General features: G+C 58.1%; 3 protein-coding genes. All 3 read right to left on the bottom strand.

Annotation, left to right across the window (positions count from 1 at the left end; translation table 11 throughout):
- Positions 1-28 precede the first annotated feature (28 nt).
- The 3 genes from RXV88_RS23475 to tnpA all read right to left on the bottom strand — a co-directional run bounded on the left by RXV88_RS23475 (position 29) and on the right by tnpA (position 1,787).
- Positions 29-286: a hypothetical protein gene (locus tag RXV88_RS23475; protein ID WP_316296159.1), complete on the bottom strand. Its 258-nt coding sequence runs from the start codon at positions 284-286 to the stop codon at positions 29-31.
- An 810-nt stretch (positions 287-1,096) separates the two neighbouring features.
- Positions 1,097-1,264, bottom strand: a complete 168-nt coding sequence (locus tag RXV88_RS23470) for a hypothetical protein (RefSeq protein ID WP_316296157.1) — start codon at positions 1,262-1,264, stop codon at positions 1,097-1,099.
- Positions 1,265-1,430: 166 nt separating this feature from the next.
- Positions 1,431-1,787 carry an IS66-like element accessory protein TnpA gene (gene tnpA, locus RXV88_RS23465; protein WP_316296156.1) on the bottom strand — a complete coding sequence of 119 codons (357 nt, stop codon included), beginning with the start codon at positions 1,785-1,787 and terminating at the stop codon, positions 1,431-1,433.
- Positions 1,788-2,109 lie beyond the last annotated feature (322 nt).

Genomic DNA, 2,109 nt, shown 5'->3' with positions numbered 1-2,109 from the left:
ACGGGTCAGGTTTGGTCATGTTCCGACGCTACGAGGCCGCCCTGCCCGTCTCAACCGGAATCCTTCTGACAAACCCGATCCCGCCATTGCCACCGGGCAACTGCGTGGATGTGACCGTCGCAACACCCGAGAACGGCGCCGTGCTGGAAAAGACGGCGACCGGATCATCAATCCCAAGCGTGAACTGGATTGGACCGTCAATACCAGCGGCGCTCTCAAAGTCTGTGTTCGGATGCGTGAATTTGTAGGTCCCGCCAGACACGTTCAGATTTTTGCCGATGATCATTGCCATTCCCCCAGAATTTTCCCGCGCGCACCCTCAATCAGCCTCATCTTACATCGAAACCCAGGGTCCTTTTTGGTCAAGTTCGCACCGATTGCGGAGCCGCTCGGATCCGTGCCTTCCTACTGGAACGGTCATACCAGACTTTGAGCTGTTCGAGGAGAGGGCGGGGATCGCCGAACATGATGGCGGGTGCTCTCGTTCCCGGGCCGAGGACGTGGCGGCGGTTGACCAGGGGTTTCCTGACGCGGCGGCCTACTGAAAGTGGCTGGCGGACTACGTCGTCCACCGGGCGATCCCTTACTAAAGCCCTCGGCCTTCGGGCCGGGGGACCCCCACTTTGCTTTCTTTTTGCCCCCGTTACCGCCCCAGTTTTCGGGGGTTTTGGGATTTCTCGATACGGATCATCGAGGGTCAAGGTCTCCTACCACCCCAGCCAGCCATTCCCGGACCAACTAATCAAGCACCCGAGGCACCGGTCGGCGGGAAACTGCACCCGAAAAGTGCCCCCGCCCGGGTACGAAGGGTGTCCGGGCGAGGAGCGGCGGCGGAGGCTCTCCCACGGTGGGCTCAGAGGTAGTCCGGATCGGTCCCGTACGCCCAGTGTAACCAGTCGTCTTGCTTGTTGTCGGCTTGCGAGCCGAGGACGAGGTGGTCCGGGTTGACGCAGAGGCGATCGTGGCAGCGTTGGTTGCCCGTGCGGGGAGCATGCTCACAATTGTTATGGCGGAGCGATTGGTCCGTTGGCTCGAAAAGATCGACGAGGAACTGTTGATGATATTCTGGTTGTTAGAAGTACCCACGAACAGTCAGTCACAGAAACACGAAGTCAACCGCGTCGAAATCCTCAGTCTTTAAACCGATGATTTCCAATTCCGTGTTGATAAATTCAAGCGTCAAACGTTCACCTGCTTGTGAGGTAACCTTAATTTCGTTGAGATTGGGAAGGTTCCAGACCTCAATCACGCTCAGCCCGTTCACTGCGTGTCATTCGACATCCAGGCACGACTTCAAAACGAATTTGGCTACGACCGGCCTGGAGCGGGATCACTGATCGAATTCTGAATGCAGCTCGCCCTTGCGGCCCTGAGCCGACTAGCACTGCGCGTGACGCCGACTTCTGCCCCTCCAAGACAGCCAACGTCAGTCACGTCAACAGCCGTGCCAGCATATCCGGATCGAACCCGCCCTCGGCGCTGATCCGGTGACCGCCAGCCAGTTCAATCTCGATCCGGCCGCCAGGGGTGCCCAGACCCGATGGCTGCACTGGTTCTGAGGGTGACACGATAGGGGAAATCTCGACCGGCAAAAACGCAGGATCGGCTTCAGCCTCGATGACCGCCGGTGCAAAACGCGGGTCCTTCAGCCATTTGAAGATCAGATTGGCGTTCATCGCGTAGCGCCGCGCGACCTGAGCCACCGATACACCCGGCACCGCCGTCTGCAGGCAGATCGAACGCTTCTCGTCGTCCGACCAAAACCGCTTCTTGCGCCTACCCGCCATAGAGTGCCTCATGGTGTCCACTATCGATGGTGGACACTACTGGCACCTCCGCGCCCGCGTTAGGTCGGGTTCATCGGACGGACACCTTGATTACAACCAACATGCCAGTCATCCTAAGGCCTGATTTTAACTTCAAAAGTTGGAGTTGCAGCTGGTGTTGGAGCGACTTTTTAGAAGTGAGGGTAGTCGCAAGTCGCTTCTCATCGGAGTTTTGCTTATTTTGGTTGGGGCGGGTCCAACACTTTTACTGAACCACTACCGGCTGGCGCCGGTAGGATCGGCGATATGCTGTTCGAGGTACTGAAGTACGATGTCTTCGGTG

It is taken from the genome of Aestuariicoccus sp. MJ-SS9 (assembly GCF_032586235.1).
GTDB lineage: Bacteria > Pseudomonadota > Alphaproteobacteria > Rhodobacterales > Rhodobacteraceae > Aestuariicoccus.
The sequence above is the reverse complement of the archived record's forward strand: the minus strand, read 5'-3'. Positions and strand labels throughout refer to the sequence as shown.

Coding starts and splice junctions, on each gene's coding strand:
- RXV88_RS23475 (WP_316296159.1), bottom strand. CDS start 286: ATGATCATCGGCAAAAATCTGAACGTGTCTGGCGGGACCTACAAATTC.
- tnpA (WP_316296156.1), bottom strand. CDS start 1,787: ATGGCGGGTAGGCGCAAGAAGCGGTTTTGGTCGGACGACGAGAAGCGT.